The organism is Sarcina sp. DSM 11001 (assembly GCF_900101015.1).
Lineage (GTDB): Bacteria > Bacillota > Clostridia > Lachnospirales > Lachnospiraceae > CAG-791.
The window spans coordinates 17,223-43,386 of the sequence record NZ_FNFZ01000028.1 but is presented as its reverse complement, the minus strand read 5'-3'; the positions used below and the strand labels follow the sequence as shown (position 1 = coordinate 43,386).

22 protein-coding genes and 1 pseudogene are annotated in these 26,164 nt (G+C 52.5%); 18 read left to right on the top strand and 5 right to left on the bottom strand.

Features of this window, described 5'->3' with window-relative positions; translation table 11 throughout:
• Positions 1-187 precede the first annotated feature (187 nt).
• The 10 genes from BLT02_RS13655 (at position 188) to BLT02_RS13615 (ending at position 9,805) form a co-directional block, all read left to right on the top strand.
• On the top strand, positions 188-1,000 hold the full coding sequence (locus BLT02_RS13655; RefSeq protein ID WP_139187631.1) for a hypothetical protein: 813 nt from the start codon (positions 188-190) through the stop codon (positions 998-1,000).
• Between the two features lie 180 nt (positions 1,001-1,180).
• Positions 1,181-2,302: a hypothetical protein gene (locus BLT02_RS13650; RefSeq protein WP_092996624.1), complete on the top strand. Its 1,122-nt coding sequence runs from the start codon at positions 1,181-1,183 to the stop codon at positions 2,300-2,302.
• Positions 2,303-2,496: 194 nt separating this feature from the next.
• A complete protein-coding gene (locus BLT02_RS13645; RefSeq protein ID WP_242869818.1) occupies positions 2,497-3,075 on the top strand; it encodes a hypothetical protein in 579 nt (192 codons plus the stop codon).
• Between the two features lie 659 nt (positions 3,076-3,734).
• The gene (locus BLT02_RS18140) at positions 3,735-3,860 is read left to right on the top strand and encodes a hypothetical protein (protein ID WP_278277416.1); all 126 of its coding nucleotides are present in this window, start codon (positions 3,735-3,737) and stop codon (positions 3,858-3,860) included.
• Positions 3,861-3,972: 112 nt separating this feature from the next.
• Positions 3,973-4,095 carry a hypothetical protein gene (locus tag BLT02_RS18135; protein ID WP_278277415.1) on the top strand — a complete coding sequence of 41 codons (123 nt, stop codon included), beginning with the start codon at positions 3,973-3,975 and terminating at the stop codon, positions 4,093-4,095.
• Positions 4,096-4,159: 64 nt separating this feature from the next.
• Positions 4,160-5,491: a radical SAM/SPASM domain-containing protein gene (locus BLT02_RS13635; RefSeq protein ID WP_092996618.1), complete on the top strand. Its 1,332-nt coding sequence runs from the start codon at positions 4,160-4,162 to the stop codon at positions 5,489-5,491.
• A 256-nt stretch (positions 5,492-5,747) separates the two neighbouring features.
• A complete protein-coding gene (locus BLT02_RS13630) occupies positions 5,748-6,104 on the top strand; it encodes an Ig-like domain-containing protein (RefSeq protein ID WP_092996615.1) in 357 nt (118 codons plus the stop codon).
• Positions 6,105-6,155: 51 nt separating this feature from the next.
• The gene (locus tag BLT02_RS13625) at positions 6,156-7,007 is read left to right on the top strand and encodes a CD1871A family CXXC motif-containing protein (protein ID WP_092996612.1); all 852 of its coding nucleotides are present in this window, start codon (positions 6,156-6,158) and stop codon (positions 7,005-7,007) included.
• Positions 7,000-8,808 (top strand): 4Fe-4S binding protein, encoded by a 1,809-nt coding sequence (locus tag BLT02_RS13620; RefSeq protein ID WP_092996609.1) that lies wholly within the window; start codon positions 7,000-7,002, stop codon positions 8,806-8,808. The genes BLT02_RS13625 and BLT02_RS13620 overlap by 8 nt, the downstream gene beginning before the upstream one ends.
• Before the next feature lie 31 nt (positions 8,809-8,839).
• Entirely contained in the window at positions 8,840-9,805 is a 966-nt protein-coding gene (locus tag BLT02_RS13615; protein ID WP_092996606.1) for a tyrosine-protein phosphatase, read from the top strand.
• Between the two features lie 234 nt (positions 9,806-10,039).
• Here the strand turns inward: BLT02_RS13615 and trpA are convergent, their stop codons facing one another.
• The 4 genes from trpA to trpD all read right to left on the bottom strand — a co-directional run bounded on the left by trpA (position 10,040) and on the right by trpD (position 14,952).
• Positions 10,040-10,813, bottom strand: a complete 774-nt coding sequence (gene trpA, locus BLT02_RS13610; RefSeq protein ID WP_092996603.1) for a tryptophan synthase subunit alpha — start codon at positions 10,811-10,813, stop codon at positions 10,040-10,042.
• Positions 10,814-11,013: 200 nt separating this feature from the next.
• Positions 11,014-12,201, bottom strand: coding sequence for a tryptophan synthase subunit beta (trpB, locus tag BLT02_RS13605; protein WP_092996600.1), 1,188 nt, complete (start codon positions 12,199-12,201; stop codon positions 11,014-11,016).
• Between the two features lie 171 nt (positions 12,202-12,372).
• Positions 12,373-13,764, bottom strand: a complete 1,392-nt coding sequence (locus BLT02_RS13600) for a bifunctional indole-3-glycerol phosphate synthase/phosphoribosylanthranilate isomerase (protein WP_092996597.1) — start codon at positions 13,762-13,764, stop codon at positions 12,373-12,375.
• A 162-nt stretch (positions 13,765-13,926) separates the two neighbouring features.
• A complete protein-coding gene (gene trpD / locus BLT02_RS13595) occupies positions 13,927-14,952 on the bottom strand; it encodes an anthranilate phosphoribosyltransferase (protein ID WP_092996594.1) in 1,026 nt (341 codons plus the stop codon).
• A gap of 934 nt (positions 14,953-15,886) precedes the next feature.
• On the opposite strand from trpD, the gene BLT02_RS13590 reads away from it, so the two are divergent.
• The 5 genes from BLT02_RS13590 (at position 15,887) to BLT02_RS13570 (ending at position 20,287) form a co-directional block, all read left to right on the top strand.
• Complete coding sequence (locus tag BLT02_RS13590; protein ID WP_092996591.1) at positions 15,887-16,138, top strand: hypothetical protein; 252 nt, start codon at positions 15,887-15,889, stop codon at positions 16,136-16,138.
• A 7-nt stretch (positions 16,139-16,145) separates the two neighbouring features.
• The gene (locus BLT02_RS13585) at positions 16,146-17,321 is read left to right on the top strand and encodes a M20 metallopeptidase family protein (RefSeq protein WP_092996588.1); all 1,176 of its coding nucleotides are present in this window, start codon (positions 16,146-16,148) and stop codon (positions 17,319-17,321) included.
• A 133-nt stretch (positions 17,322-17,454) separates the two neighbouring features.
• Entirely contained in the window at positions 17,455-18,429 is a 975-nt protein-coding gene (locus BLT02_RS13580; protein WP_092996586.1) for a hypothetical protein, read from the top strand.
• 100 nt (positions 18,430-18,529) lie between these two features.
• Positions 18,530-19,054: an adenine phosphoribosyltransferase gene (locus tag BLT02_RS13575; protein ID WP_092996583.1), complete on the top strand. Its 525-nt coding sequence runs from the start codon at positions 18,530-18,532 to the stop codon at positions 19,052-19,054.
• Between the two features lie 60 nt (positions 19,055-19,114).
• Positions 19,115-20,287 (top strand): 3-phosphoglycerate dehydrogenase family protein, encoded by a 1,173-nt coding sequence (locus BLT02_RS13570; RefSeq protein ID WP_092996580.1) that lies wholly within the window; start codon positions 19,115-19,117, stop codon positions 20,285-20,287.
• Between the two features lie 260 nt (positions 20,288-20,547).
• Here the strand turns inward: BLT02_RS13570 and BLT02_RS13565 are convergent, their stop codons facing one another.
• Entirely contained in the window at positions 20,548-21,204 is a 657-nt protein-coding gene (locus BLT02_RS13565; RefSeq protein WP_347474995.1) for an LOG family protein, read from the bottom strand.
• Between the two features lie 154 nt (positions 21,205-21,358).
• On the opposite strand from BLT02_RS13565, the gene udk reads away from it, so the two are divergent.
• The 3 genes and pseudogenes from udk to BLT02_RS13545 all read left to right on the top strand — a co-directional run.
• Positions 21,359-21,973 (top strand): uridine kinase, encoded by a 615-nt coding sequence (gene udk, locus BLT02_RS13560; protein ID WP_092996574.1) that lies wholly within the window; start codon positions 21,359-21,361, stop codon positions 21,971-21,973.
• 216 nt (positions 21,974-22,189) lie between these two features.
• On the top strand, positions 22,190-24,319 hold the full coding sequence (locus BLT02_RS18260) for a BMP family ABC transporter substrate-binding protein (protein WP_347474994.1): 2,130 nt from the start codon (positions 22,190-22,192) through the stop codon (positions 24,317-24,319).
• Positions 24,320-25,843 (top strand): annotated as a pseudogene (locus tag BLT02_RS13545) (ABC transporter ATP-binding protein); the annotation flags it as partial.
• Positions 25,844-26,164: the final 321 nt, after the last annotated feature.

Genomic DNA, 26,164 nt, shown 5'->3' with positions numbered 1-26,164 from the left:
TCAAAAGAAAAAGATCACCACTGCGGGAGAGGGAGCGAAGCGACCGGAAGCCATGGCAGTCAAAAGGTCACGCATGCAGTGAAGAAGCCGTGAAAAGCAAATGAAGAAATCGTGAAAAAGCGAAGCGACAGAAATGAGACAAAAGCAATTAATCACCCCTGCGGGGAAAAAGGAAAGGAGTATTGGAATGAATTTACATGAAATAATACAATTAGAGGCAGACAGGCTTGAAAAAGAAGTTCGCGAATTGGAGATGAGACTGGAAAAGGCTCCTAAAGGATCGCTGCGGTGCCATAAGAATGGAAAAAACTTCAGGTGGTACTTCATCGACGAAGAAGATCATAGAGTAAAGGAAAAAAATGCAAAACGCAAATACATCTCCAAAAAAACAGGGCGACCTTTGGCAGAGAAGCTTGCAAGAAAAGCTTATGATAAAAGAAAATTGGTTGGTTGTAGAAAAGAATTATTTGCACTAAACAGATATTTAAACAGCAGTAATAACGCAGCGATGCCGGAACGGCAATACCTGAGTGAGAACTCTGGATTCAGAGAACTGCTTATTTCTGATATGCCATTAATGAACAAGGAATTGGAAGAGTGGAGAGTGGCTGATTATCCCGGAAATCCGTTTTATCCGGAAGCTCTTCAGGTAAGCGCTTCTGATGGGACCTTGGTGAGGTCCAAATCAGAATCTCTTATTGCTTCGGGGCTTGCATATAATGGAATTCCTTATCGATATGAGTGTGAACTGAGACTCGAAGGACAGTTTTTTTACCCTGATTTTACAATCAGGCATCCTACTACAGGAAAAGTATTCATATGGGAGCATTTTGGAATGGTTGACCAGGAAGAGTATCTAGAACGAACACTGAAAAAACTTAGAATATATCTTCGAAATGGTTATATCCCCACCGTTAATTTGATTTTGACTTTTGAGACGCGTCAGGTGCCCTTGGGATACGATACTGTTTTTCGAGTAATCCGGGACTATTTCATGTAAACTATTTCATGTAAACTATTTCATGTAATAGGAATAGCCAGTTGAGAAAACAGACAGCAGGAGACAGCAGGAAACTTCCGCTTTCCTTGCCCGGCCGACAATCAGAGGTTATAATTTTCTCAGGATTCAGAGCCTGGCAGACTGGATTGTTGTAAAATGTTGAGAAAGGAATAGTGCAGGATGGACTGGACTTATGAGATCATGCATCTGGACGTGGTTGCGGCGCGAATTTCCTCGGATGGTTCGTGCAGGATTTCCGCGGTTTCATTTCTTCCCTGGAATCTTTATCTGGAGGAGGATCCCGGGCAGGATCTGTCCATCCGTATTAATAATCTGACCAATTTTTATTACTGGTGCGCATCCCGTGTACTAACTTTGGATCGTGTTTATGCAAAGGAAGTGCTGAATGCTATCGGCGCTGTGCAGGCGGCGACGGACCGTGAACGTGCCGGAATCTCTTTGTCCTATCACTGTGTCACGCTAACAGATGTCTTCTGGGTCAGAAAGGAAGGAGAACAGGTCTCCTTTTCGGATTTGAACCTTTATGAGCATTCCCTGTCTGATGCTTTTGTGGATGTCAGTCTTTTGGGAAGGAACCTGACGGTGGAGAATGCGGAGCTTCTGAAGCCTGCGGATGCTGCAGGGGATGTTTCCACTCTGGGGGCAGTACCTAAGGCCTGGATCAGGAGAGGAGGATTGTTTTATCTGCTGAAAGACGGCGGGGAGAGGGATGTTCAGGCGGAACTGCTCGCCAGCCGGATCGCGCGCTGTTTTGACATTGAACAGGTTTTATACGAGCCCTTTGTCTACAGCGGGGTGAAAGTCAGTTCCAGCCGCCTGATAACTTCTGTGGAAAAGAGCATTGTCCCGATGGAGTATGTGGAGATCTATGCAGCTAATCACGATACGACAGGAATGGCCCTGATCGGTCAGTATGACATGTATGGTTATCATATGATGAACATTATCGATTATCTCATCGGGAACACTGACCGGCACTGGGGAAACTGGGGCTTCTGGATCGATAACCGGACCAATCTGCCGATCCGGCTGCATCCGCTGATGGACTTTAACAAGGCGTTTCTGGCTTATGAAGATCTGGAGGGCGCGCGCTGCCTGACCGCGCAGAAACCAATGAGTCAGTTTGAAGCGGCGCGGCAGGGGGTAAAAGCAGTCGGTCTGAACCGGATCGGTGAGATCCGGAGAGAATGGTTTGAAGACCAGGCAACAGAGGAGATGTTTTTCCGGAGACTGAGGGAATTGGAAAAAGAACAGGTTCCTTCCGGAACAACACCTGCGTAAAGAACGGCGGAGGCATACATGTATCCGGAACAGCTTCCGTAAATGTCTCAGGCGATCCGGATAATATCATCCCGTCGGGAGGCACTGTCAACATATCCGGCGGTACGCTCACGGTCAACGGTTCAGACTCCGGGGCTTCCATCGGCAGCTCTTTCTATGCCGGCGGCTTTGACGTCAACATCACCGGCGGCAATATGGACCTGGAACCTGACGGAAAGACGACCTACGTAGGCATCGGGATAGGAAGAGGCTTTGGTCCCAACCCTACCACAAGCATGAACGTTCACTTCGGCTGGACCGAGTCCGGCAAAGCCGATATGAAAGTTACCACGAGTTTTTTCAGTACAAAGACAACGTTCGACAGCGATTTCAAGGATACGATAAAAGATAATGTATACCTCAGAGGAAGCACAACGACACCGAAAAAAACGGTTACGCTGGTGCCTCTGGAAACTGTCCCGGATCTGTGCTCTGTGAACTTCCAGCCTGGTGATGACAGCGCTGAAGGTGAGATAGAAAATGTGAAGTCCGTTAAGGACACCGTGTATCCGCTTCCCGAATGCGACTATGTAGTGGCCGGCAAGGTCTTTAAAGAGTGGTCGGTGGCGATTGGAGACGCGGATCCTGTCAGCATGCAGCCTGAGCAGGAGATCACAGTGTCGGTAGATACTTGGCACTGGATACCGGCGTATATTCGAACCATCTGCAGGATACAAATGACTATTCAATATCGGACGGCACAAACACCTACACGATCACGATGTCCGTGCTGACCTACGCGCGCTCCTGCGCCGGAAAGGCCGAAAAGGAGGTGAGCGATCTGGGCAAAGCGCTGTATCTTTACAACCAGGCTGCAGTTGCTGCGTTTTATTGATAACATCATGGACCGCAGCCGCAATGAAGCCGGGCACCGCAGGAGCCACGTGTTGCTGCGTTTGACTAATAACATCATGGACATCCGCAGTCTGCTTTATCGATAAGAACAGGAAATCAGGGCAATAACCTGGAAAATAACCTGGAATAAGCCCTTCTGAAATCAGCGTGACCGGGATGATCGTCCCGATTCCCCATTGACAGCTGGACGTATTCGAAAGTTACTGTCACGCCCTATTGAGGGTGTGACAGTAACTTTTGCCAAAAACCCATTCTGCAAAGTTAAGTTTTGTTATCGCTGCGTGACAGGATTTTCGCCATTCCACCCGGGGGGAGTACGCTTAAGATTACGAAAAACGCCTGGCATCGGGTTTTGAGGCGTTCTAAACTGTACCAATTCAATCCCGCATATCTTCATAAATGAGGATGAATCGTTGTTATACATGCTTTTTTGTATTATAATGCATGCGATGGATATTATAAGCTGTGGGACGGCATGTCGTTGGCAGCAGCCACGGACAGGAATGAAACCCTGGCAAAACAAGTAGAAGGAAAAACCATGGAAAAGTATGATGAGCCTCAAATGGAGATTATTGATATAGACGATTCGGTTATCCTTACCAGCGGAAGGTGCGGTTCGGGCAACCCTGCTGATAATGAGCCTTCCATGGCAAATGTTTTCTGACTGTTATATGTTGACAGCTGAATAATGCTTCGGCAGAAAAACACTGAAAATGTCATTTCCGATAATGAATAATAAAAATTGAAAATCGGGTAAAACCCTGAGAAAGGAAAAAATGGAAAAGTACGAAAAGCCCATAATGGAAATTGTGGAACTCAATAGAGATGTGATTCTGACCAGCTTCTGTGTTGGGGGAACAGCAGATACAAATGAAGGCCCCGACACGCATACTTTCTAATGATGATTTGCATCGTCAGGAGGAATTATTTTCAAAATCTTTTTAAGAAATTATAAAGCATCAAATGAGAGAAATACGAAAACCTGATGAAACGCTGGCAAAGGTATTACCGCCTGTCCGGCTTCTTGACGGTGTCGTCTATGTCCCTTCCCAGTTCACGCTGTCCTTTGCTTACAAAGGGAGGGATTTTGTGTGTAACACGCTGACCCGGCAATGTCTGGAAACGAAATTGCCCGGGCGGTGCAGGGCCGGGGAAGGCTATGACGCTCTGATCAGGAAGCTTTTTCTGGTACCGGAAGGCAAGGACGAATGCGGCTTTTATAATGCTGTTATGTCCATGCTTCGAGTCTTTGGAAAAAAGAAGGACAGTAAAGGGTATAAGGGGTACACCATTCTGCCTACTCTCGCCTGCAACGCCCGTTGCGTTTATTGCTACGAAGAGGGCATGAAACCGGTGACCATGGCTCCTGGAACCGTAGAGCAGACCATCCGCTATATCGTGGACACACATACAGATAAAAGCGTGGGCCTGCACTGGTTTGGCGGGGAGCCTTTGATGTGCCCGGATATCATCGGACGCATCTGTGAAGGATTGCGTGATGCCGGATTGCACTATCGTTCTTCGATGGTTTCAAACGGCAGTCTGATCACCCCGGAGATTCTTGCAAAAATGACTGGCCTATGGCAGCTGGACAGGATCCAGATTTCCATGGACGGCGCGGAAAGTGATTATATCCTTCGAAAACGGTATATTAACTACCAGGATCACTATCACCGTGTCTTGGAAGCGATCAGGATGCTGAGCGAAGCCGGCATCGAGGTCAGCATCCGCTGCAATGTGGACGAAGACAATTTTGACAGGATCCCCGCCTTTCTCGAGGATTTGAAAGACGGTATCCCCTGCAAGGAGAAGGTGCGATGCTATCTTTCCCCTCTGTACGGGATCCGCGCGGGGGAGAGAGATCTTCCGGTCTGGAGAAAAGTGACTGCAGCAAGACCCTTGATCGAGGCTGCCGGGTTTTCCACCGGTCCGCTCTTCGGAGAAAAGCCGGGATACAGGGTGAACCACTGCATGGCGGATGGCAGCGGCGTGGTGATCGGGCCGGATGGAAGCCTGTATGCCTGCGAGCATTGCCCTCCGGAAAGCCGCTTCGGGGATATTTGGCAGGGTGTTACGGACGACGATGCCCGAAGGGAATTCTGCCGGGTGGATCGTACACGGGAAAAATGCAGGACCTGCCTTTTTCTTCCTGACTGCACATCCTTTGCCGCCTGCCCTGTGGAGGACTATCATTGCCGGGAAGTACGTAAGGTATTGAAGACAGCCTTTTTATGCCGCCTGGTGGACGATGCGGATAATAATAATACAGCTCTTGGGGAAGAAAACCTGACCTGAATAATAACGGACAAGTCTGATCATTGATCATTGACTTGTCCGTTATTTATAGAAGTGCAGCGGGCCTGTTCACCCTTTGATGATTCAATGCTATAATAAACCAATAAGACGGAACTCCCTTTTGAGCGAGTCCGGAATCCGGCAGGTTTAGGATCTCTATGAACTCCTTGAGTATGACGGAGCCTTTCCCACATCCTACTTTTTCGGCAGCGACGGAACTCTTCTCTGCAGAAGCTTCAAGGGTGCCCCTGCAAAAATGGACGAATATGAGAAAGTCATCGATAGTCTTTTGAAAGGAAACGAGCCTGAAGTGAAGGAGCCTGAGTCTGTCAGTATTGCACCCAACGATGCGGGTGTCTACCGCGTGTTCGTCAGCGATACAGAGGGAAACATGGTGAAAGGCGCAGCGGTACAGTTCTGCTCGGACAGCACCTGCATGATGGCAAAGACCGATGAAAACGGTGTAGCCTCTTTCAAAGCGGATGAAGGCCAGATCTATACCATACACATGCTGAAGGTTCCCTCCGGTTATGAAAAGAACAACGAAGAATTCAAGACCGAGACCGTCTATTGCGATATCTATATCTCCCTGCAGAAAGCAGATTCGAACTAATAAAAACCGTTTCGGGCCATCATAATTCCCGGACAGGAAGGGTGGATTTTTATGACAGAAAAGAAACTGTATCTGATCGTCCAGTCGGTGGTCTGCGTGCTGCTGGTGATCCTTCTGGCAGCTTCGGCCGTCTCGATCTACCGCGAAGGTAAGGCCCGCAAGGCTGAGGACCCGATGGAATCGATCTATACTGCCGAAAAGGCAGCTGAAAAATTCAGGCCGATCGCTCCGCTGTTTTTCGGCTCGTTCGGCCTGACAGCCGCGGGCTGGATCCTGGCCGTCAAAGATGACAACGCTGAAAAGCCGGTCAGGGATACGGAGCTTGCCCGTAATCTCATTGTCGCGCGTGTGGTGGATCCCGGTGAACAGATGAAAGAAGAGCAGCGCAGGCAGAAAAAGCTCCGCCGGGTCGGCCGGGTGCTGTTTCTGCTCTGCCTGGTGCCGGTGATCATCTATGTCGCAAACGGTGAGCATTTCCCCGGCGGCAGTCTGGAAGAGATGGCCGCAGCTCTGGCTGCCCATATTTTTCCCTGGATCATTCTGGGATTCGGCTGTCTCATAGTGTCCACTGTTCTGCAGGAAAAGAGCATGCTGCGAGAGACAGCTGCCGCTCAGGCACAGATCAAAGCGGAAAAAGAATCCGGGAGCCAATCCGGGATCCGGCCGGAGCCGAAGGCGGACGGGATCGAGAAGGATTCGGAGACTGAGAAAAAGTCAGAGACAGAGAAGAATTCAACGAAAAACTGTCCGCAGGCCGGGAATCCGAAGGCGAAGCGGACGCTCCGGATCGTCCTGACCATCGCGGCGGTCGTCTTTATTGTTCTGGGTGTGATGAACGGCAGCGCGAAAGCTGTGTTCACAAAAGCTGCAAATATTTGTACGGAGTGTATTGGCCTTGGATAATGGAAATATGAACTGGCGGCAGCGCTGCTGCCCCGGAACCCGCCGGCTCGTGCAGCTGTACAGCGCTCTGCTCTACAATGCCCATCTGAGAGGTTTCATAGACGGGGAGATCTATGTGGGCAGGGCAAAGACGGTCTGCGTGCCGGGCTTTAACTGCTATTCCTGCCCCGGCGCGATCGGAGCCTGCCCGCTGGGCTCGATCCAGAACGCGCTTGCTGCCGCCGGCCATCAGGCAGGCTGGTATGTGCTCGGTATCATCCTGCTCTACGGTGTCATACTCGGCCGCACGATCTGCGGCTGGCTCTGTCCCCTGGGCCTTATTCAGGAGCTGCTGCACAAGATCCCCACGCCGAAAATCAGAAAGTCCCGCATTACCCGCGTCCTCAGCTGGCTGAAGTACATTCTTCTCGCGGTCTTTGCAGTTGCCATCCCGCTGTGGTATGGGCTCAGGCACAACATGCCTCTGCCGGGCTTCTGCAAATATATCTGCCCCGCCGGGACTTTTGAGGGGGCCATAGGACTCCTGGCAAACCCGGTAAACTCGGAAAAGTTTTCCATGCTGGGCATCCTGTTCACGCGGAAGTTTATCATCATGCTCCTCATCGGGCTGCTGTGCGTGTTCTGCTACCGGACCTTCTGCCGTTTTATCTGCCCCCTGGGAGCGATCTACGGCCTTTTCAACAGCTTTAATGTCATCGGCGTGAAAGTGGACAGCAGCCGCTGCAGCGGCTGTGGCAGCTGCGTATGTTCCTGCGGCATGGACGTGCGGCATGTGGGCGACCACGAGTGCATCAATTGCGGCAGGTGCATGGAGGTCTGCACCCGGAACGCCATCTCCATCAAGGCGGGCTCTTTCACACTGAAAGCACCGGCGGACAAAACGGATTCTTTAAACCGGGATCAGGATATAAACCGGAAGCACGTCTTCAGGATCATATGGAGCGCAGCCCTTGTTTTTCTCTGCGCAGCTCTCTTGTGGTTCAATTTCCTGGATCCTTCTGTGAGAAAGCGCTCAGCCGCAAAGCCCTCCGTGACGCCGGATGAGGTGATGAATGAGGTTTCTGAGGGAGAAGCAGAGAACGGAATATCTCCCGCCGCTGAGAATTCCTCTGAAAAAACCACCGGAGCATCTTCAAATACAGCCGCTGAAATATCTACCGGAACATCTGCCGGAACATCTGCTGAGACATCTGCCGGAACATCCGCCGGAACATCTGCTGAGACATCTGCCGGAACATCTGCCGGAACATCCGCCGGAACATCTGCTGAGACATCTGCCGGAACATCCGCTGAGATTCCTGCTGAAAAAGCCGGCGTCAGCTTTGAGAGCAGTGCTCCTGTAGGATATGAGATCGGTCAGCAGCTAGCGGATTTCACGACGCCCACCTTCGATGGCGGAGAATTCCATCTGGCCGATACGAGAGGAAAAATCGTCTTTATCAACTTCTGGGGGACCTATTGTACACCCTGCGTTCAGGAACTGCCTGATTTTGAAGCACTTCTTCATGAACACGAGGGAGAGGTCGCCGTGATCGCGGTCCATTCTTCGATGACCGGCGAAATAGAACCGCAGGATTATGTGAAATCTAAAGGATGGGATAAATGGACACTTCCCTTTGCCCTTGATGATGAAGAGGAAGACACTATTTTCACCATTGCCAACGGCGGCTCGACTCTGCCGCAGACGATCGTGCTGAACCGGCGCGGAGAAGTCGTTTACAACCGGGTCGGATCGGTTACACCGGAAATGCTGGAAGTCCTCTATAAACAGGCGGACGCCGAAATACCGGCAGCCCCGTAAGCTTTACAGTTTGAGGGAAGGAGAAAAGCGGATGACAGAAAAAATAAAACCGATATTGAGATATTTGGCTTTTCTTCTGACGCTGACGGTTTTGATGTTCAGTCTTTCCTTAAATGTTGTAAAAGCGGCAGACAGAAACCAGACGGCAGTCGGGAGCCAGACAACTGATGGGACCCGGCCGGCGGCCGGAAATAAAGCAACTGACGGGGACAAGGCAGCTGATGGGACCCGGCCGGCAGACGGGAATAAAATTGCAGACAGAAACCAGATTGCAGACGGAGAATGCGCCTCACCTGATGCGGCATACGCGAACTTTCGCAATGTCAGGGCGGGAAAAATCGGGAAGAACAATCTGTTCCGGAGCCAGCATCCCGCGAACGGGACTGTCAGATCTCTATATGCAAATGAGCTTGCAGAGGAAAACGGCATTCTGACCGTATTGAACCTGTCAGATTCAGACGCTAAACTCAATAAATTTTTCAAGGACTATATGGTAAGCCCCTCTTATTATTACAAGACGCTGTATGCCAGAGGACGTGTATATACAGCGAATCTGAGAGTCACCCGGAGAGGCCCTTCCTATTGTCCCAAAGTTGCGGAAGCCCTGAGATTTTTTGTGAAAAACAAGGGTCCGTATCTGGTGCATTGTGAGGTTGGCAGAGACCGCAGCGGCCTGGTGATCCTGCTGCTTGAGTGTCTGATGGGAGCTCCTTATGAGTACATGGTGAACGACTATGCCCGGTCATATATCAATATAGATTCCTGCAGTGCTGAGAAGGCGTGGGAAAAGGCGGTTTCGCACGTTAATGAAGATTTGATATACATTTCCGGGCAGAAAAATATTACCGACTGGAGTAAAGTGGATCTGGCACGATGTGCCGGGACCTATTTAAAAACGGGCGGCATGACTGTGAACGAGATCTCTGCACTAAAGAAGAATCTGGCAGTTTCATATCCGGACCGCGGAGTCAAAATAGAATCTCTGTGCACGGAATAGATAACTGCTCACACCCTGCATGATGTAAGTTCCTTTCCTTTTTTCATATTCTTATAGTCTGTTCGCATAGTATATTTTCATAGTATATTTTCATAGTTTATTCTAATAGTCTGTTCCCATAGTCTGTACTCATAAACAGGACCACCGGCTGAACCGGTGGTCCTGATTTCATTCTGCTTTCCTGATTTCATTCAGTCTGGTGGTCCTGATTTCATTCTGACTTTCCTGATTTCATTAAGTCTTTATAGCATCCTTAAGCTCCTTGGCAAACCTGTAAACTTCCCCTGTCGTACCCGGTTTGTCCGCAGCAATGATCTTCATGATCGCGGATCCCACGATAACGCCGTCCGAGACAGCGGCCATGGCGGCAGCCTGTTCGGGACCGGAGATTCCGAAGCCCACTGCGCAGGGGATGTCTTTGGCCTGTTTGGCGGTGCGTACCATGGCTCCTACATCGGTCGTGATCGAGCTTCTGGTACCGGTGACTCCCAGGGAGGAGACACAGTACAAAAAGCCGGAGGCCTCTTTTGCGATCATGGTGATCCTTTCTTTGGAGGTGGGGGCGATCATAGAGATCAGATCCCTGTCGTATTTTTTGCAGATCCCGTCAAATTCATCTTTTTCCTCATAAGGAATGTCGGGAAGGATGAAACCATCGATCCCGATGTCCCTGCTGGTCCTGATGAAGTCCTCGGAACCGTAGGAAAACAAAACATTGGCATAGGTCATGAAGACCATGGGGACTGTGATATCCCGACGGAGCTCCCGGACCAGGTCAAAGACTTTTTTCGTGGTTGTTCCGGCCGCCAGGGCGCGGGCGTCCGCCGCCATGATGACATCCCCCTCCGCTGTGGGGTCTGAGAAGGGAATGCCCAGTTCCACAAGGTCGGCGCCCGCGTCCACGACAGCACGGACATATTCCGCGGTTTTTTCCATGGAGGGATCCCCGCAGGTGATAAACGGGATCAGTGCCTTCCCGTGGTCAAATGCTTTTGCAATCGTGCTCATAATCATCTCCTCAAATTCTCATCACAGAATGTGTTCATCACGGAATGTACCCATCACAGAATGTGTTCTTAACAGAATGTGATTATCACGGAATGTGGTCATCACAAATGTGCTCATCTTTATTCAGGCATTCCGCTTTGCCCCGCATTACAGCAGGAATCCCGCTGTATATATTGCAGCAAACATATCGCTGCTCTGCATTACAGCGACAGATCGGTTTCTCCCCTGTAGCGGGCGATCGATGCCACATCCTTGTCGCCGCGGCCGGAAATATTGATGACGATGATCTGATCTTTTCTCATGGACTGGGCGAGGGCGATCGCGTAGGAGACGGCGTGTGCGCTCTCGATGGCGGGGATGATGCCTTCGGTTCTGGACAGGTATTCAAAAGCCTGGACGGCTTCATCATCGGTGACGGGAACATACTGGGCCCGGCCGATGTCATACAGGTACGCGTGCTCAGGTCCGATCCCGGGATAGTCCAGACCTGCAGAGATAGAGTATACAGGAGCGATCTGCCCGAATTCGTCCTGGCAGAAATAGGATTTCATACCGTGGAAGATCCCCAGACGCCCGGTCGCTATCGTGGCGGCCGTATCGGAAGTGCTGACGCCGCGTCCCGCCGCCTCACAGCCGATGAGCCTGACGGAAGGATCATCAATAAAGTGATAGAAGGCGCCGATGGCATTGGACCCGCCGCCCACGCAGGCAAGTACTGCATCGGGAAGTCTGCCTTCCCGCTCCAGGATCTGCGCTTTGATCTCACGGCTGATCACGGCCTGAAAATCGCGGACCATCTCCGGGAAAGGGTAGGGTCCCATGACGGAACCCAGCACGTAGTGGGTGTCGTCGATCCTGCGCGTCCACTCCTTGAAGGTTTCAGAGACAGCGTCCTTGAGGGTTCTGGTCCCTGTGTCCACGGGATGGACTTTCGCGCCCAGGAGTTTCATGCGGTACACATTGAGGGCCTGACGCTCGCAGTCCTCTCTTCCCATAAAGATCTCGCACTCCATGTTCATCATGGCGGCCGCCGTGGCGGTAGCCACGCCGTGCTGGCCGGCACCGGTCTCCGCGATCACGCGGGTCTTGCCCATATATCTGGCCAGCAGGACCTGGCCGAGTACATTGTTGATCTTGTGGGCACCCGTGTGGTTGAGATCCTCCCTTTTCAGATAAATTTTTGCCCCGCCCAGATCCTTTGTCATATGCTCCGCATAGTAGAGCATGCTGGGCCTGCCGGCATAATTGTTGTACAGATCCGTCAGTTCTTTCTGAAAGCCGGGGTCCTCTTTATATTTCAGGTAAGCCCTTTCCAGCTCGCCTACTGCGTGCATCAACGTTTCGGGAATATACTGCCCGCCGTGTATGCCGAATCTTCCCTTTGACATTTCTTTTACCTCATCTATCCTGACAGCCTTGTTGCATGTAATAGCTGCCTGTTGTATGTAATAGCTGCTTGTTGCATGTAATGGCTGCCTGTTGCATGTAATAGCTGCATGTTGCATGTAATGGCTGCTTGTTGCAGGTGATCTCTGCTTTTGATTTATGGCTGCGGATGCTCATGACTGCTCGAGTCCTTTGATCAGCTCTTTAAGGAGTGTTTCGGATTTTTTCCCGGGTCCTGTCTCCACTCCGGTCATGACATCTGCCAGGTCGGGGTGGAACAGGTCCGCGGCTCTGCGGATGTTCTGTGCCGTAAGCCCGCCGCCGAGAATGATCTTTCCGGCAAAATGGCTGCGCATCTGTTGAACAGCTGTCAGGTCCACATGTTCCAGAATAGAACCTCCGCCATCCGTTGCGTTGGCGGCATCTCTGGCATCGAGCAGGAGGGCGTCGACTCTGGCAGGACTAAAGCTCCGGGCGATCTCAGCCGGATCGGCGGTGCCGAACATCCGGTTTTTCTGTTCTTTGTCCTGGGGGATGCTGCGGATCACCTGAATGCCTTCCCGGTGCAGGGCTTCAGCAATCTTCACAGTCTCTTCAGCTGTTTCCGTATAGTGGAGCTGTACAAAATCGGGCCGCAGATCCCGCGCGAGGCGGATGACCTTGTCCGGCGCTCCGCCGGTAACGACGCACAGCCCGGCGGGAGAGGAGAGCCTGCCGCACAGGTCTCTGGCTGAAGAGAGTAGGTCTGCGGCTTCGTCCTTCCGCAGGTTCCAGGGGACAGGAACGGGATATTCCGTGACAAAGCCCAGAACATCCACATGTTGTTCCAGACAGAGCCGGACCCCTTCCGGATCCATGAGGCCGCAGATTTTCAGGCCGCATGGGCGGGTCATGGCGCGGTACATGGCACCGGGGTCTTTCTCCCGGAGGATCGCTGTGCCGACGAGAGCCGCGTCCGCGCCGCAGCGGGCGGCGCGCCGGACATCTTCTCCGCTCATCATGCCGCTCTCAGCGACAAGAAAAGCCTGCCGGGGACGAAATCTCATCAGGTCTTCGGAACGGGAGACATCACCGTCGTCGCGCTCGAGCTTCAGAATATCCCGGTTATTGATCCCGATCAGCCGGGCACCGAGCTCAGCCGCCCATTCCAGCTCCTGTGCCGTATGTGTTTCTACAAAAGGGACGAGACCGATTCCAAGTGCCTGCTCATAGAGTTCTTTCAGACGGTCTTTCCCCAGGCAGGAATAAATCAGGAGAATTGCCGAGGCGCCGGCTTCTTTTGTCAGGATCAGATCTTCCTTAGTCCCGATGAAATCCTTGCGCAGAACTGGGATTCGGACTGTGCTGCAGATCTCCCGCAGCATCTGCAGGGAGCCGTGAAAATCATCCGGTTCTGTCACGACAGACAGGACACAGGCGCCGGCAGCTTCCAGCTGTGCGGCCAGAGCCGCGGGATCCCTGCCGCGGATCAGGTCCCCTTCCTTCGGGGAAAAGCATTTGATGTCCGGTATAACGGGAAAGGGTCCCTCTGCTTTTCTTTTTTTCAATGCCTGGAGAAAATCCATGTTGATATCCTCTTTTTAACCCGCCTCATGGACAGAACTGTATGGTTTCCCGATACTGCTTACCGGGTGTAAAATGCATGATTTTCTAATACTGTGTACAGGGCAGGAAAACTTTCCTGCAGTGTGTCTCAGATTAAAATACCTTGTTCCCCATGTCGTGTTTCAGGAGATGAAGGCATTGGACCGTCTGACCAGCTCATCCAGCTTTGCGGCGGCCCTGCCGCTGTCTATGATCTCTGCCACTTTGGCAATACCGTCAGCAAATCCGCCTGCCTTGTCGCCGATGATCAGGGCGCCCGCCGCGTTGAGCAGTACTGCGCTGCGTCGTGCGTCGCGGATGCTTCCGTCGAAGACACCGCGGATCGTCGCTGCGTTTTCTTCCGGTGTACCGGTCCGGATCTCTTCCAGTGTGCAGCGCTGCAGACCGAAATCCTCAGGCTCGATCTCATAAGTGGAGAACCCGCCGCCCTTGAGTTCCATGATCCGGGTCTTTCCGAGAAGAGAGATTTCATCCAGACCGTCCAGTCCGTGGACAAACATGGCGCGTGTATAGCCGATCTCTTTCGCGACAGTCGCGACCTGCTCCAGAAGCTCGGGTTTATAGACCCCCAGCAGGTGGCGGGGAGCAAAGGAGGGATTGATCAGGGGCCCGATGATGGTGTAGAAAATGGTCTTGATCCCCAGCGCGGCTTCCGGCTGCAGGACCTTTCCCATCACGGGATGGAAGAGCGGTGCATAGATGAAAGCGATGTTGATTTCTTTGATCAGTTCAGCGGCCTGTTCAGGCGTAAGATTGATATTGACTCCGAGAGCCTCCAGGACGTCGGCACTGCCGGACAGACTGGAGATGGAACGGCTGCCGTGCTTGGCGACGGGAATGCCGGCGGCTGCAGCGATCAGTGCTGTCGCGGTGGAAATATTGTAGGTGGAGAGTCCGCCGCCGGTCCCGCAGGTATCCATCATCTCCACGGAGATGTCAGGACGGATCGGGATGCAGTTTTCCCGCATGGCCCGGGCGATGTAGGCAGTTTCCTCAAGAGTTGTTCCCTTCATAACGAGGGCTACCAGAAATCCGGAGATCTGCCCCTCTGTAAGTTTGTCCTCACGGATATCCGAGATGATCTTGGCTACTTCTTCCGCGTTCAGATCCACACCGTTGGTCAGCTTGCTCAGAATGTCTTTGTACATGATTCTTCTCCCTTCTGAAAATAACTGTGTAACCTGGCTGTGTAACCTGAGGATCAGCATAATGAGCCGGGCAGCAGGACTGGCAGAACAGTATGATCGTTTCCGCCTGCTCTTTGACCAGATCAGTAACGTGTGATCTGCAGTATAGAATCTGCAGTACAGAATATACAGTACAGCATCTTCAGTACAGAATCTCCAGTACAGATTCATCTCCGGATCGCTGCTGTATACTGCTCTGCGTCCTATGTGCAGCCTGCGCTCTTTACAGACCGGTATAGGTTACACGAAAAATGAAAAAACAGGATGTCAGTGTCGGGACAAGAAAAAATGCATGGCTGCTTTCAAACAGGCCCGCAATTCGCCATGCCGACAGATTCGCAAACACAGGGTGTTTGCTCAGCTCCGAAGGAGATGATGTTGTCGCGGCATTCGCCGTATACGTCCGTGTAAATATCAGTCTGCCCGCGTGCGGGCACGCGTCAGCCTTCAATTTACACGTCCGTGCATGGCTCATTGCTTCACGCAAAAAAATCCTGTCCCAGTATTACGCTGGGACAGGATTGAAAATTCCTGCGGTGCCACCCGGCTTGGTACATACTTGTACCCACTCAACGCGTACTGACATACGCTGGCTTTTGATCACGGAGCGCCTTCTCCGTCTCACATACTTGAGGCACTAACAGTACGAACACAAGATTAAAAATGTGCCCTGCCTCTTTCTGCTTGCCCTCAGGAGTCCATTCGGCTGTATATGACCCGCTGCGCTCTCACCATCCGCAGCTCTCTGTGGAGTCAGGGATAAAGCTTACTCACTCTCCCTCAACGGTTTAGTAGAGCATAGCATTCTTTTTTCGAGAGCGCAAGTGGTTTTTCGATTTATTTTTAGCGAATTAAAGTGCATGGATCCATGCGGGTTGACACGGAGACGGTTTTTGTGCCATCTTTTTCTCATCAAAGCGACCAGGAAGCGGACGGTCCTCTGTCTTCTGATCTTCCGGCCTCCGGGTTTAAAGTGAACGGTTCTCTGTCTCCCGATCTTCCGGCCTCCGGGTTTAAAGCGGACGGTTCTCTGTCTCCTGATCTTCCGGCTTCCGGGGTTGAAGAGGACGGTTCTCTGTCTCCCGATCTTCCAGTCCCCGGGCTTGCTGCGGAGCATTTCCCTGAACTCTCACAGGTTAAGGAATAAAACTGATATGAAAAAAGAAAATCTTGAAAAGATCACTCAACTGCGGCATGAGCTCCATATGTATCCGGAATTATCCATGCAGGAGTCAGGAACCTTGAAAATCATCCGGCAGTTTCTGAGAGAAAATACCTCGCTGCAGGTCGCAGACTGCGGCGGATGGTGTTATGCGGCAAAAAGAGGAACTACCGGGAAAGCAGATTCAGGTCTGCTTCTGAATGTACATTATGTACAGTCCGGCGAAAAAAACGGAAGACAGGGCAGGAAGAAAACTGCCTTCAGGGCGGATATGGATGCACTTCCGATCATGGAGAAAGACGACCTTCCCTACCATTCCAGGAACAGGGGTGTCTCACACAAATGCGGGCATGACGGTCACTGCGCGGCGCTGTGCGGGCTTGCGCTGGAACTGGACCAGATGGAAACAGAAAATGATGTTTACCTGATTTTCCAGCCGGGGGAGGAGACCGGGCAGGGTGCCCTGTTGTGCAGAGATCTGCTCAAAAAAGAGGGAATATCGGAAATCTTTGCATTTCATAATCTAGGCGGCTTTCCGGAGAGCAGCATGGTCTTCCGCGACGGTCTGACCCAGCCGGCATCGGAGGGGCTGGAGATGCATTTTTCAGGCAAAACGTCTCACGCGAGCGCGCCAGGGGAGGGTATAAACCCCGCAGAGGTCATTGCAAAAACTGTCCTCTTTGCCAGAGACCTGGCCGGTCGTGTAAAAGAAGGAATGGCGCTCTGTACGGTGACCGGGATCGGGCTCGGAACCGGCGATTTCGGTATTTCCCCCGGCGAAGGAAGACTCTGCCTCACGCTTCGCGCAGAATACGAAGCGGAGATGAAAAGAATGGAAAAAGACCTTCTGGACTATGCCCGGGGATTAAGTGAGCCTTTAGGGATCCGCTTCAGCTATGCCATCCGGGACTATTTTCCGGAGACCAGAAATGACAGCCGGAGCCTCATCAGAATCCGTGAAGCCGCACAAAAAGCCGGCCTACAGACAATCCCTATGGACAGGATGTGGCGGGCTTCCGAGGATTTTGGATGGTATCTGAAGGAATGCCCGGGAGCTATGGTCTATATCGGAAACGGGGAAAAATACCCGGCATTACACACAGAAGAGTACGACTTTAACGACAGAATACTCGAGACGGCGGTTGATTTGTTTCTGGAGCTGGTGTAAAGAGGTGAAACCTGTTTGACACATTCGCCTTTTCGCTTTTTTGTGGTTGCTTTTTTTGTCTCTTGTATCGAACAAAACCTTTTATTGACTGATTAGATGTGTAAAGTTAAAATGGTCTGCGGGGATTACAGATATGAGTGAAGTACTGACCCTGCCGGGCAGGGGAAACACCTATTTTTATTTTACCCGGATCGGCGGGGACGGCTTTTCTGACAGGCAGCAAAGTCTGATCAGGGAGCTCATCCGGAGCTACAGGCTTCGCTATCCTGAACTGGAGATCAACGGGGTATGGGACTTCGGCATGGAGGAAGGTTCTCCCTATGAGGGCGAAAAGTATGGGGACTTTGCTTCCTGCAGGGATCATGCGGTGTTTAACAATGCGACGCTCTCGATTTCCTTCAATCATATCCGGGTCTCCCGGATGCCCGTGGATCTCTCTGCGGAAGAGCTTGACAGGATCCTCAGGGGACACGGTCTGGCGGGGCGCATCTCAGCTTCAACGCGACAGATCCGGGACAGCCTGATGAATCGGGGAACTCCGCCTCCGCAGATCAGGGAAGCGGTTCTGGAGAATGTGTTCAGGATCCTGGAGGAGGAAGATGTTCCCGTGTCTTTCTTCAGGCAGCAGCCCGGACATCTCAGACAGAAGTCCGGGCAGGACACCGGCTTACTGAATGCGAAAGAGGAGAAGCCGGGCAGCCGGGATCCCGTATACCCGATTGAAGAGATGGAAGGGCAGTGTGAAGAGAAAGACCGGATCACAGACTGGAGGTCTGTCATTGAACCCGGTCCCCACAACGGGCTCGAACTCGAGGATCCTTTTTTTGCCGATGTCTGGGCTGTGCGGCAGCTGGAGGAGAGCATGAACCTGAGGCGGCTTACAGTCCATGAACTCGGGCATGCCCTGGCCGATGTTTATGGGATCCAAAAAGATAAAAGGATAAAAAAACTGTTCTCTGCCTGCAGAGACGGCTTTGAGAACCTGGATGAATTCTGTGCGGAGTGCTTTATGGCGTCGGAATTTACGGACGCGATCCCGCTGGCCAACCACTATGCCGAAGTACTCGCCGAAAAAAGTAAAGTACCCGTCCGCGCAGGGGCTCATTGACCGATGCAGTGGCAAGCAGTAACTGCAGAAGCAACTATAGTAAGGTACCCGCCGCGCGTGGGGGGCTAAAAATAAATATTTTCAGTGACAGGAGGGTCTTATGAATAATCTTGACAAGTATATCCGTGTGATCCCGGATTTCCCGGAGCCCGGCGTTCTGTTCCGTGATATCACCACGGTATTTCAGGATGCGGAAGGAATGCAGCTGGCGATCGACCAGATGCAGGATCAGGTCAAGGATCTGGATTTTGATGTGATCGTCGGAGCGGAATCCCGCGGATTTATCTATGGCGCTGCGATGGCCTACAATCTCCATAAACCCCTTGTCCTTGTGCGTAAAAAGGGAAAACTTCCCTGGAAGACAGAGTCCGTCGATTATGATCTGGAATACGGGAAAGCGACTCTGGAGATCCATGTGGACGCGATCAAGCCCGGGCAGAGATGTCTTCTGGTCGACGACCTTTTGGCGACCGGCGGCACCGTCAAAGCGGGGGCCCAGCTGATCGAAAAGCTCGGCGGAATCGTTGCCGGCATTCTTGTCATGATCGAACTCAAGGGTCTGGAAGGAAGAAAGAAACTGGAGGGCTACCGGGTTGACAGTGTCCTCGTATACGACGGAAAATAAAGGAAATTTCTTTTTAAGGACCAGAATTAAAGCAGCAGGAAGGAATCAGGAATAAGAAAAATGTTTAAATACGCTTGTCTCAACAATATTTCACAAAAAGGACTGGACAAATTCTCCGCACTGTATGAGAAGACGGATTCTCTGGAGGAGGCGAACGGCATCCTCGTGCGCAGCGCTTCCATGCATGGTATGGAGCTTTCCGATGAAGTGCTGGCGATCGCCCGCGCCGGGGCAGGAGTCAACAATATCCCGATCGATGAACTGGCTAAAAAGGGTGTCGTTGTTTTTAACACTCCCGGAGCAAACGCAAACGGCGTCAAGGAGCTTGTCTTTGCCGGCATGCTTCTGGCTTCCCGCGATATTGTCGAGGGTGTAGACTGGGTGCGTTCCAACTGGAACAATGAAGACATTGCAAAAGTTGCCGAGAAAGAAAAGAAGAGATTTGCCGGCACTGAGCTTCAGGGGAAGAAGCTGGGCATCATCGGACTGGGCGCCATCGGCGTACAGGTTGCGAATACAGCGGTCAATCTCGGCATGAAGGTCTACGGTTATGATCCCTATGTGTCGATCGACTCAGCCTGGCATCTTTCCAGCCGTATCAACCATGTGATCCGGATCGAGGATATCTTTGAGGAGTGCGATTACATCACGATCCACGTGCCCGCCCTGCCTTCAACGAAGGGTATGATCGACGAGCACGCGATTGAAATGATGAAGACAGGCGTCATTCTGATCAATATGGCGAGAGATTCTCTGGTCGATGAGAATGCTGTCGTCGCCGCCCTGCGCGCAGGCAGGATCCGCCGCTATGTCTCTGATTTCCCCAACACGACAGTGGCGGGACGCAGGGGCTGCATCACCATCCCTCATCTGGGAGCTTCTACTGAGGAAGCAGAGGACAACTGCGCGGTGATGGCTGTTGAGGAGATCTCCGATTATCTGGAGAACGGCAATATCAAAAACAGTGTCAATTACCCCAACTGCGACCTGGGAAAATGCGAGACCGGAAACCGGATCAGTGTTTTCCATGAGAACCGCGCGAATATGATCACCCAGCTCACCAGCATCATCGGCAGCTCGGAAGTCAATATCGCCGGCATGGCCAGTAAGTCCAAGGGTGAAGTGGAATATACACTGCTCGACCTGGACAATGCGCCGGAGCAGGAGCTCCTCGACAGGATCCGGAAGATCCCGGGCGTCTATAAGGTCCGTGAGATCTGCCGTGCTGAGTGAGATCATGTGCAGTCAGAAGAATTGAGAAATACAAAAAACAGAACTTAAAAACAGAATCAGAACTGAAAAACTGAAAAATTAATAGAAAAAAAGAACTCCGGTCAGCTGATCAGATCCATGCTGGCCGGAGTTTTTCTGTCTTGTTACTGGTTTGCCCTGTACTGTTTATCTTTGGATCGCTTTACCTTGCTCTGTTTTGCTTTGTGCTGTTTAACAGCCGTGTCCCCCCTTCTGCCGGAAAGACGCGGATTTCATTATTTTCATTTCGGGAAAGACACGGTTCCGACGATCTGTGCTGCGCTTTTTTTTCCGCTTTTAAGCCGGTTCCATGTCCCCTCCAGATAGGATGCGGTTCCCTCTACAGAAGTGGAAAAATGTATTTTTTCCAGATGAACACTTTCAAGAAAACCCTCTTCAACCATTTTGTGATACATGACTTCCATGGGGTCATAGTAGTGTTCAAGGTTCAGGAAGACGACAGGATGATCGATGTGCCCGAGTTTTACAAGAGAGATGACTTCAGAGATCTCCTCAAGAGTTCCGGTCCCGCCGGGAAAAGCGATAAAGGCGTCCCCGAGTTCGATCATTTTTGCGCGGCGTTCCGCCATGGACTCAGTGACGATCAGTCTGGTGATCGAGTCATGCTGCAGTTCCGATTCGATAAAAAAGGCCGGCTCTACACCGATGACTTCACCGCCTGTACTCAGGACCGCATCCGCCAGCACACCCATCAGACCTGTCCGGCTGCCGCCATAGATGAGACGGTGTCCGCTCTTTCCGATCCATTCGCCAAGACCCTTTGCCTCCATACTGTACATTTTGTCAACGCCATTGCTTGCTCCCAGATAGACGGTGATGTTCATAGATGTACCGGTCCTTTCCTGTATACTGTGAGCAAGTATAACAGGATTTTCCATTCTTCACAATATTTCTGCAACTTTTACACAATTATTCCCATACTTCAGGGAATTTTTTGTCGCAAATGCATAACACAGGCCGGCGGTTCTGCTATAATAAGTACTGTATGGCATTCTTTTTTAACACTTCAGAAAAAACCGGAAGGGGAAAGGTATGGATACCATTCTGATCGGGATCGCGGGAGGAAGCGGCAGCGGCAAGACGACACTGGCAGACAAGCTGGTCAGTTGTTTTGGAGCGGACGAGGTCAGTATCCTGCGTCATGACAATTACTATAAACGTCTGGAGGGAATGACCTATGACCAGAGGGCGAGGGTCAATTATGACCATCCGGATGCCTTCGACACGGAACTATTGTGTGAACACATCCGCGAACTCAAGGCGGGCAGAAGCGTACGTATACCGGTTTATGATTATACCATCCATAACCGGTCTGACAGGACGATCCTGGTGCCTCCGAATCCGGTCATCATCCTGGAGGGGATCATGATCCTTGCGGAGCCTTCTCTGCTGGAACTCATGGATTTCAAAATCTTTGTGGACACAGATGCCGACGAGCGGATCCTGCGCAGGATAGAAAGGGATGTCAAAGAAAGGGAGCGTTCCCTGGACAGCGTCATCAGGCAGTACAGAGAGACAGTCAAACCCATGCATGAACAGTTTGTGGAACCCAGCAAGCGGAAAGCCGATATCATCATCCCGGAGGGTGGAAGAAACGATGCGGCCATGAAGGTCATTCTGGAGCTGATCCGGAGCCGCCTGCACTGAACACGATATGCCTGCAGCCAGGGGGAGGCGCATTATATCTGTACGGATAAAAATCTGAACTATACAGCAAAAAGATTCCGGCCATACGATATAAAAAGGTTTTAACTGTACGGTAAATGAAACTCCAATATACAGCAAAACGGATAATAACTAAACAAAGCTAACAGTTGCAAAAGTTGTTACAATTGTCACGATTGTCACCAAAAGGAGGGAATTATGAGAAAGTGCAGCAGAAGGGCCTTGATTGTCCTTGCCCTGTGCATCGCGCTGATGCTTCCCGCGTGCCGGTTCGTCCGCCCTGGCGAATTGACCGGCGGCCGGACAGGCGGCGTGGGTGGCGCAGGGTCGTCCGGAATGAATCTGGACGTAGAGGACGTGGACGGCACAGGCTGGAAGATCGCCATGATCACTGATACTGGCGGGATCAATGACCAGTCCTTCAACCAGAGCTCCTGGGAGGGCCTGCAGGAACTCAGGGAAGAAACGAACGCGGAGGTCGGTTATATCGAGTCCAAGCAAAGCGGTGATTTCACGACCAACTTCGAGACCCTGATCGATAACGGCAATTCGCTTTGCTGGGCTATCGGATTCGCGACCTCGGACGCTGTACTGGAGTCCGCCGCCAACAATCCGGATGTCCATTTTGCCATCGTGGACAATGCCTTCGATGATACGCCCCCGAATGTGACAGGCGTCGTCTTCCGGGCACAGGAGTCGTCCTTCATGGTCGGATATATCGCGGCGGCCGTTTCCCAGACGGAGAAAGTCGGCTTTGTGGGCGGTATCCACAGCGATCCCATCGACCAGTTCCAGTACGGTTTTGAAGCGGGCGTCGCCTATGCGAATAAAGTCCTGAACAAGAAGGTCGGCGTGATCGTCCAGTATGCGGAGAGCTTTTCCGATGCCGCAAAGGGCAAGAGCATTGCCAACAAGATGCTCACGGCGGACGGCTGTGACGTCGTCTATCACGCGGCGGGAGGCACCGGGACCGGCGTTATCGAAGCGGCCAAGGAGCACGGCAAATATGCCATCGGCGTTGACCGCGACCAGTCTTATCTGGCTCCGGACAATGTCCTGACCTCTTCCCTTAAAAATGTAAACGTCGCCGTCAAGGCGGTTTCCAAACTCCATATTCTCGGCAAAGAGATCGGAGGAAAGACCCTGGTCTTCGGCCTTTCGGACGATGCCGTCGGGATCCCGCCCGAGCACCCCAATTATTCCGACGAGATCTATGAGGAAGCTCTTGAAATCGGAGAGAAGATCAAAGCGGGCATCCTGAATCCTCCCGGAAACAAGACAGAGATGGAAGATTTCCTGCTGGAGCTGCAGGAGGCATCTATAGAAGCATTGACGGCGCCTGTCAATGACCTGAGCAGGGTAAACGGCGCCGGCCGCAAGATCGCCATGATCACGGATGTAGGCGGGATCAACGATCAGTCCTTCAACCAGAGTGCCTGGGAGGGAATGCAGCAGCTCAGGGATGCTACCGGTGCCTCGGTTGCCTATATCGAGACCAAACAGAGCGGCGATTACTCAACCAACCTGGAGACCCTGGTGGACAACGGCAATGAGTTCTGCTGGGCAATCGGCTTTGCCTGCGCGGATGCGGTCCTGGAGGCTGCGGAAAAGAATCCGGAGGTCAGCTTTGCCTGCGTGGACAATTCCTATGAACACACTCCCCAGAATGTTACGGGTGTCGTGTTCCGTGCGCAGGAATCCTCCTTTATGGTCGGTTATATCGCGGCAGCTGTTTCAGAGACGGAAAAAGTCGGTTTTGTCGGCGGTATCGTCAGCGATCCCATCGACCAGTTCCAGTACGGCTACGAGGCGGGCGTCGCCTATGCCAACAGTGTCCTCGGTAAAAACGTCAAGGTAGTCGTCCAGTACGGGGAGAGCTTCACCGACGCGGCCAAGGGCAAGAGCATTGCCAACAAGATGTTTACGACGGACGGCTGCGATGTCGTCTACCACGCTGCCGGTGGCACTGGTCTGGGCGTCATCGAGTCGGCTAAGGAGCACGGTAAATTTGCCATCGGTGTCGACCGCGACCAGGCTTACCTCGCACCCGATGCTGTCCTGACCTCTTCTCTCAAGAACGTCAACGTTGCCGTCGACATGGTTTCCAGACGCTTCATCCTGGGCCAGAAGCTCGGCGCCAGGACCCTGAGCTTCGGTCTGTCGGAAGATGCGGTAGGGATCCCGGAGCATCATGAAAACTATTCCGACGAGATCTACAATGCGGCGATCCAGGTCGGCGAGATGATCAAGGACAGGAAGATCAAACCCCCTGTCAACAAGGAGGAGATGAAGGTATTCCTGGAAACTTTGAAAAAAGGAGGAAAATAAATGGCGGCAGAAGTCAGCAGCGAATATGCTGTGCAGATGCACGGGATCACGAAGCGGTTCGGATCCTTCTATGCTCTGACGGACGTTCAGCTCGACGTGAAGAAGGGGACGATCCACTCGATCCTCGGAGAGAACGGCGCCGGCAAGAGCACGCTGATGAATATCCTCTACGGCCTGTACCAGGCGGATGAGGGCGAGATCTTCATCAATGGAAAAAAAGCGGATATCAAAAATCCGACCGCCGCGATCGCGAACGGCATAGGCATGGTGCACCAGCACTTTATGCTGGTCGATAATTTTACAGTCACCCAGAATATCGTTCTGGGGAGTGAGCCGGGGAACGGCATCTTTGTCAATGGCAGGAAGGCCAGGCAGGGAGTCCTCGACATCGTGAGTAAATACGGGCTGGAGGTCGACCCGGATGCCCTGATCAGCGACATTTCCGTCGGCATGCAGCAGCGCGTCGAGATCCTGAAGGCCCTCTACAGAGGGGCGGAGATCCTGATCCTGGACGAGCCCACCGCTGTCCTGACAGAGCAGGAGATCGATGAGCTCCTGCATATCATGAAAAACCTGATCGAGGACGGCAAGACGATCATCATCATCACCCACAAGCTCAAGGAGATCCAGGCTTCCTCCGATGAGTGCACCATCATCCGCCGCGGCCAGTACATCGACACCGTGCCTGTGAAGGGGATCACGGAGGACGAACTGGCGGAAAAAATGGTCGGACGTTCCGTTAACCTGGTCGTCGATACGACGCCGCCGCACCCCGGTGAGGTCGTCCTCGACATTCAGGGACTCTATGTCAAAAATGAACAGAAGATCGACGCGGTAAAGGACTTTAATCTCCAGGTCAGGGCCGGAGAGATCGTCGGGATCGCCGGCATCGACGGCAACGGACAGACGGAGCTGATGGACGCGGTCAATAACCTCAGGAAGTGCTCCGGGGGCAAGATCCTTCTCTGCGGAGAGGAGATCCAGAACAAAGATCCCAAATACGGCATCGACCGGGGGCTGGCGACGATCCCCGCGGACCGTCACAAGGACGGTCTGGTCCTGACCTTTTCCGTCTATGAAAATACGATCCTGAAAAAATACCGGACCGAGGAGTTTTCTCCCGGCGGGCAGATCAACCGCAAAAAGATGAAAGCATTTGCCAACGAGCTGATCAGGGAATATGACGTCCGTCCTGAGGACTGCGGGCCCAAACAGGCCGGAGGCCTCTCCGGCGGCAATCAGCAGAAGGTCATCATCGGACGTGAGATCGCCAATGACCCCAAACTCCTGATCGCCATCCAGCCTACCCGCGGTCTGGACGTGGGCGCGATCGAAAATGTGCACAAGATGCTGATCCGGGAGCGCGACAAGGGAGTCGCAGTCCTGCTCGTCTCCTATGAGCTGGACGAGGTCATGAATGTCTCCGACCGCATCGCCGTGATCTATGACGGACACATCCAGCAGATCTTCCCCCACGGGACCGTGGACAACCGGACCCTGGGCCGTGTCATGGCGGGCGGCGAAGTGGAGAATGTCCCCGGAATGCATTCCGAAGGCATCTATGATAAGGTGCCGGATACCGCTGAGGAAGCTTCCGGCCCGGAAGCCGGGCCCGTCCGCGCAGCGCAGGAGGCCGCCGGAGAAGCAGCCCCTGAGGCTGCCCCCGCGCCTGCCTTCCCGGCAGAGGGATCCGCACTTGTGTCCGCAGCAGCAGTCACCGGCGCGGCGGCAGCCGGCATGACCGGAGTGACTGGATCAGAGACTGCAACCGCTGAGACACCTGCCGCGGCAGCAGCACCCGAAACCATTATGGAGATGCAGCAGAGCCTGAATCTGATGCAGGAA

Coding starts and splice junctions, on each gene's coding strand:
- BLT02_RS13655 (WP_139187631.1), top strand. CDS start 188: ATGAATTTACATGAAATAATACAATTAGAGGCAGACAGGCTTGAAAAA.
- BLT02_RS13650 (WP_092996624.1), top strand. CDS start 1,181: ATGGACTGGACTTATGAGATCATGCATCTGGACGTGGTTGCGGCGCGA.
- BLT02_RS13645 (WP_242869818.1), top strand. CDS start 2,497: ATGGACCTGGAACCTGACGGAAAGACGACCTACGTAGGCATCGGGATA.
- BLT02_RS18140 (WP_278277416.1), top strand. CDS start 3,735: ATGGAAAAGTATGATGAGCCTCAAATGGAGATTATTGATATAGACGAT.
- BLT02_RS18135 (WP_278277415.1), top strand. CDS start 3,973: ATGGAAAAGTACGAAAAGCCCATAATGGAAATTGTGGAACTCAATAGA.
- BLT02_RS13635 (WP_092996618.1), top strand. CDS start 4,160: ATGAGAGAAATACGAAAACCTGATGAAACGCTGGCAAAGGTATTACCG.
- BLT02_RS13630 (WP_092996615.1), top strand. CDS start 5,748: ATGGACGAATATGAGAAAGTCATCGATAGTCTTTTGAAAGGAAACGAG.
- BLT02_RS13625 (WP_092996612.1), top strand. CDS start 6,156: ATGACAGAAAAGAAACTGTATCTGATCGTCCAGTCGGTGGTCTGCGTG.
- BLT02_RS13615 (WP_092996606.1), top strand. CDS start 8,840: ATGACAGAAAAAATAAAACCGATATTGAGATATTTGGCTTTTCTTCTG.
- trpA (WP_092996603.1), bottom strand. CDS start 10,813: ATGAGCACGATTGCAAAAGCATTTGACCACGGGAAGGCACTGATCCCG.
- trpB (WP_092996600.1), bottom strand. CDS start 12,201: ATGTCAAAGGGAAGATTCGGCATACACGGCGGGCAGTATATTCCCGAA.
- BLT02_RS13600 (WP_092996597.1), bottom strand. CDS start 13,764: ATGGATTTTCTCCAGGCATTGAAAAAAAGAAAAGCAGAGGGACCCTTT.
- trpD (WP_092996594.1), bottom strand. CDS start 14,952: ATGTACAAAGACATTCTGAGCAAGCTGACCAACGGTGTGGATCTGAAC.
- BLT02_RS13585 (WP_092996588.1), top strand. CDS start 16,146: ATGAAAAAAGAAAATCTTGAAAAGATCACTCAACTGCGGCATGAGCTC.
- BLT02_RS13580 (WP_092996586.1), top strand. CDS start 17,455: ATGAGTGAAGTACTGACCCTGCCGGGCAGGGGAAACACCTATTTTTAT.
- BLT02_RS13575 (WP_092996583.1), top strand. CDS start 18,530: ATGAATAATCTTGACAAGTATATCCGTGTGATCCCGGATTTCCCGGAG.
- BLT02_RS13570 (WP_092996580.1), top strand. CDS start 19,115: ATGTTTAAATACGCTTGTCTCAACAATATTTCACAAAAAGGACTGGAC.
- BLT02_RS13565 (WP_347474995.1), bottom strand. CDS start 21,204: ATGGAAAATCCTGTTATACTTGCTCACAGTATACAGGAAAGGACCGGT.
- udk (WP_092996574.1), top strand. CDS start 21,359: ATGGATACCATTCTGATCGGGATCGCGGGAGGAAGCGGCAGCGGCAAG.
- BLT02_RS18260 (WP_347474994.1), top strand. CDS start 22,190: ATGAGAAAGTGCAGCAGAAGGGCCTTGATTGTCCTTGCCCTGTGCATC.